Origin of the sequence: Microcystis sp. BLCC-F209 (assembly GCF_041928595.1) — a bacterium.
Classification (GTDB): Bacteria; Cyanobacteriota; Cyanobacteriia; order Cyanobacteriales; family Microcystaceae; genus Microcystis.
Genome location: NZ_JBHFLL010000169.1, coordinates 1 through 4,709 on the forward strand (window position 1 = coordinate 1; position 4,709 = coordinate 4,709).

Genomic DNA, 4,709 nt, shown 5'->3' on the forward strand with positions numbered 1-4,709 from the left:
TCATCTGGTCAATTATCTAATTTTCAGGGAAAAAGTACCTGAATTTTCCCCCCAATCACTCCAAGGGTCGGCACTTTTTGATGGGCAAAAGGTCTAAAAGTTTTACCCAACAAGGTTTTCACATTTATTCAGCAAACCCTATTTATTTTTAGGAATTGGGGGAAGTTGCGGTGATTTTCGGCGAGAATTAGAACCGGATATTTTCGGTGGTAAAGGTGCAGAATTGCGATTAGATAAACTTTGAAGGCTCTTTTTCATATTAGCAGGTTCCGGCAGTTCTAGAGTTACCCCTTCTCTAGCAGTCATTGTTTCCTCTGGTAGGCATAAATCAAAAACAAAGGCAGAATTATTAGTTAAATCAGCCAATTCTAATTTTACCATCTCTGGAGAGGATTCTTGTACTAATAAAGGTTCAATTTCGGTCTTAATTAACTGTTCTAATTGAGCCAGATAATTGATCTTAACAGGAGTAACAATTAAAGTTAACATTTCTTGCCAACCTTGCCCCCCCAATTCTGCCAGAATATCCCCATAACAGCGAATTTTCCAGCTACCTATTCCCAAATCTCGATAGGAAAAAATTTCTAGCCAACCCCCGGCATCCGATCGATAATAATGAGTATATCGTTCGCTACTTTCGGGAGATTCGTAATCGATACGCACTTCAATATGAGCAAAAGGAGAATCCAGACGGGCCAAGAGACGATAGTTTCCCGAGACAATTTCTAGGGAATTAGTAGAAATTGTGCTTCCGTGATTCTCCCCTTGTTTTTGCAGTATAAATTCCATAGTCTTAGCCTAGGCCTAATGTTTGGCCTCTTAGGTTTGGTGGGTAAAATGTATTCTAGGATACAGTCCCGCCAGCGAGCGAGTGGGCTGCATCTCACATTTGCAGGAATACCGACAATCAGCAATTATCAGTGACTCTTAGATGATGACAAATGTATCAGCAGCTGCGTGTAAGCATCCCACCGAAAAACTAATGCGCTGGGGGTTTGGGGGCGGCGCCACGCCCCCAACGGGGGGTTTGGGGGGTAGAACCCCCCAAAAGCCTGGATTGAGTGGTAAAATCAGAAACAACGTCCGATTTTAGCAGAGGGTTTCCCCGTAAAAATCCCAATTGGTAGATTTACAAAAATGAGATGCACCCAGCGAGTAGAACTAACCACAAAGGACACAAAGAACAAGAGAGCCTAATGTTTGGCCATGACGCTAAAACTTAGGATTTGTGCCGAGAGATTTGCGCTTTTAATTCCCCTGCTTGTGTCAATAAATCCGCTTGGGTTAGACTAATTTGTTCTTGGGTGGCCATCCATTTCAGTTGTACCGTGCCATTTTCAGCCTCAGCATCCCCCAAAATTATACAGCCCACCGCCTTAGCTCGATCGGCCCGTTTAAATTGTTTTCCGAAAGCGCTGCCGCTTAAGTCTAACTCGACGCTAAACCCCAATCCGCGTAATTGTTGCGCTAACACCACACTGCGGGCCTCAGCTTTTTCTCCTTTGGAGACGAGATAAAAATCGGGAACCAAAAAAGATAAAGATTGCTTTTGTTGTAATAATATAATCAGACGTTCTAAACCGATTGCCCAACCCACTGCTGGTGTGTCTGGTCCGCCTAATTGAGCTATTAAACCATCATAACGACCACCACCGCAAACCGTGGCTTGAGCGCCTAAATCATCGGACTGAATTTCAAAGGCCGTATGGGTGTAATAGTCCAATCCTCGCACTAAAGAGGGATTAAGATTATAGATAACTCCCAAATCGGTTAGTAAAGATTGCACCCGTTCAAAATGCTTTTGAGAATCACTACTGAGATGTTCAAGAATACTGGGGGCATTCTCACAGATAATCTTGGTTTTCTCGTCCTTACTATCCAAAATTCGCAGGGGATTTTTTTCTAATCTCTGTTGAGAATCTGCGTCTAAATCAGCTTTGTAGGGAGTCAAATAATCTAGCAAGGCCTGACGATAATTTTGCCTATCTTGGGCATTTCCCAGGGAATTAATATCTAATTTTAGGTTTTCTAGCCCCACAGCTTTTAATATCTCGCTGGCAAGGGTAATTACTTCCACATCCGCCCTAGGGTCATCAGTTCCCAACAATTCGACCCCGATTTGATGAAACTGTCGCTGCCTACCCGCTTGCGGACGTTCATAACGAAACATCGGCCCCTTATACCAGAGTCTTTGTACTCCTCCGGCGGCCTGTAATTTGTGTTCAATATAGGCGCGAACGACCCCAGCCGTTCCCTCCGGTCGCAAAGTCAGGGAACGTTGACCGCGATCGAGGAAAGTGTACATTTCTTTACCCACCACGTCCGTCGCTTCCCCGATACCCCGTTCAAAAAGTTGCGTCTGTTCAAAAATGGGAGTTCGTATCTCTTGATACAGCGCAGTCCCTAAAATTCTGCTGGCAGTTTCCTCTAACCACTGCCAGTAACCGATCTCCGCCGGTAAAATATCTTTTGTGCCTCGGATTGCCTGGATTTCGCCCATAGTTCTCTGTATTTTTATCCCTATTTGAACAATCTTAAACCGCTTAGAGTCACTAATACCGTCGATCCTTCATGACCGATGACACCAAGAGGTAAAGTTATATCACCGGCAAAATTGGCTATTAGCAATATGCCGATAAACGCGAGGGCGAAGGTGATATTCTGTTTAACGATGCGATTGGCACGACGACCAAGGTTAATCGCGCTGGGAATTTTGGCTAAATTATCGGACATAAGGATAATATCGGCCGTTTCCAAGGCCACATCACTACCAGCTTTTCCCATGGCAATCCCCACATTAGCCATAGCTAAAGCGGGCGCGTCATTAATGCCATCCCCCACCATAGCGACAGTGTGATATTTTTCTTGCAGATTTTTGATCACGGTTAACTTATCTTCGGGCAGTAAATCAGCGTAAACCTCCTCAATACCGAGTTTTTCCGCAACTTTATCGGCACTTTGTTGATTATCACCCGTAATTAAAACGATATGTTCGATACCGATCTTTTTTAGCTGCTTCACCAGATTAACTGCCGATTCCCGCAGGCTATCGGCAACAGCGATCGCCCCGATTATCTGATTCTCTTGTACTACCCAGACGAGGGTTCTGCCTTCTTTTTGTAAACGTTCGCGGATAGCTAAAATATTCTGGTCAAGATCAGTAATATGGTCACGAATATAGGCAAAATTGCCCACAGATACCGACTTATCGGCAATTTTTCCCGTGATACCCCGTCCCGATACCGCTTGCACCTGATTAGCACTGAAGAAATTTATACCACGTTCCCTGGCTGTGGCGGTAATAGCAGACCCGATGGGATGTTCCGAACAGGATTCTAGGGATGCAGCCACCGCTAACACCTCATTTTCGCTGACTGCATGGATAGGGATAATTTCCACCACTTGCAACTTACCAAGGGTGAGAGTGCCGGTTTTATCAAAAGCGATCGCTCGTATGCGGCCGATCATCTCCAATCTTGCGCCATTTTTGAATAAAATCCCCTGTTTTGCCCCGTTAGCGATACCCGATAACAAAGCTGGCATAATCGAGGCCATTAAAGCACAGGGAGAAGCCACCACGAGAAAAATTAAGGCCCGATAGATAGTGGTTTCCCAGGTCCAACCCCAGAGAAAAGGCGGTAAAATCCCGAAAATTAAGCCCAAAATCACGATAATTTTCGCATAACCTCGCTCGAAACCTTCGATAAACTCTTGGGAGGGAGGGGATTCATTTTGTGCCTTTTCTACCAAACGAATCACCCTCTCAATTAAGCGACTTTCGGGGGGAGTTTCCACCTTTAAACGTAGCACTCCCGCACCGTTGAGAGTTCCCGCAAAGACTTCTTCACCGATGGTTTTATCCACGGGAAGGGATTCTCCGGTAATTGGCGCTTGATTAATGGGACTGTTTCCCTCCATAATAATGCCGTCAATGGGGATTAATTCACCCGGTTTGACCAAAACTGTATCACCGATCTGTAATTGCTTGATAGGAACCTCTTTTTCCCTGTCTCCCGTGATTAATCTAGCAGTATCGGGAGTCATGGCCATGAGAGAACGAATATTGCGATCGGTTTTTGCCATGGCAATCTGTTCTAAAGCACCACTAATGGCGAAAATCAGGATTAAAACGGCTCCATCGATGATGAGATAGTAATTACTGTCCCAGAGTCCCAAAATCGCCGCCCCTAAAGCCGCTACAATCATTAATAGGTCCACATCTAGTTCTTTTTCCTCCCATAAAGTCGTCAATCCTGCTTGGGTACTCTCGTATCCTCCCACCAGATATGCGATCGCTAGTAGGATAAAAGCTGGGCCGATCAGATTAAGGTGTAGGCATAACCAACCAAAAAAGACTAAAATAGCGCAAATTCCCGCGGCAACTGCCGAGGAATACTCAGACAACCAAGAGGACGAGATACTCTGAATCATGGATTGATGGCAATTACTTTTCTCCCCATTCTAGAAAAAATTAGATCGATGCAGAAAACCCCTATGTGGTATTCACCGGTGCGAAGGCTCTCTTAGGTTTGCTGGTTAAAATGTATTCTAAGATACAGTCCTGCTGGCGAGGGAGTGGAAGGAACCACAGAGGCACAAAGGACACAAAGATCGATCACTACATTCAGTTAAACTGATCAGACAAAGAAGAGTGGAAGGAACCACAGAGGCACAAAGGACACAAAGATCGATCACTACATTCAGTTAAA

At 44.8% G+C, this 4,709-nt stretch carries 3 protein-coding genes; all 3 read right to left on the reverse strand.

Going from position 1 to position 4,709, the window contains the following annotated elements:
* Positions 1-138: 138 nt before the first annotated feature.
* Entirely contained in the window at positions 139-789 is a 651-nt protein-coding gene (locus ACE1AQ_RS10480; protein WP_008198203.1) for a hypothetical protein, read from the reverse strand.
* Positions 790-1,219: 430 nt separating this feature from the next.
* On the reverse strand, positions 1,220-2,500 hold the full coding sequence (hisS, locus tag ACE1AQ_RS10485) for a histidine--tRNA ligase (RefSeq protein ID WP_110545958.1): 1,281 nt from the start codon (positions 2,498-2,500) through the stop codon (positions 1,220-1,222).
* A 20-nt stretch (positions 2,501-2,520) separates the two neighbouring features.
* A complete protein-coding gene (locus tag ACE1AQ_RS10490) occupies positions 2,521-4,431 on the reverse strand; it encodes a heavy metal translocating P-type ATPase (protein ID WP_110545959.1) in 1,911 nt (636 codons plus the stop codon).
* Positions 4,432-4,709: the final 278 nt, after the last annotated feature.

Coding starts and splice junctions, on each gene's coding strand:
- ACE1AQ_RS10480 (WP_008198203.1), bottom strand. CDS start 789: ATGGAATTTATACTGCAAAAACAAGGGGAGAATCACGGAAGCACAATT.
- hisS (WP_110545958.1), bottom strand. CDS start 2,500: ATGGGCGAAATCCAGGCAATCCGAGGCACAAAAGATATTTTACCGGCG.
- ACE1AQ_RS10490 (WP_110545959.1), bottom strand. CDS start 4,431: ATGATTCAGAGTATCTCGTCCTCTTGGTTGTCTGAGTATTCCTCGGCA.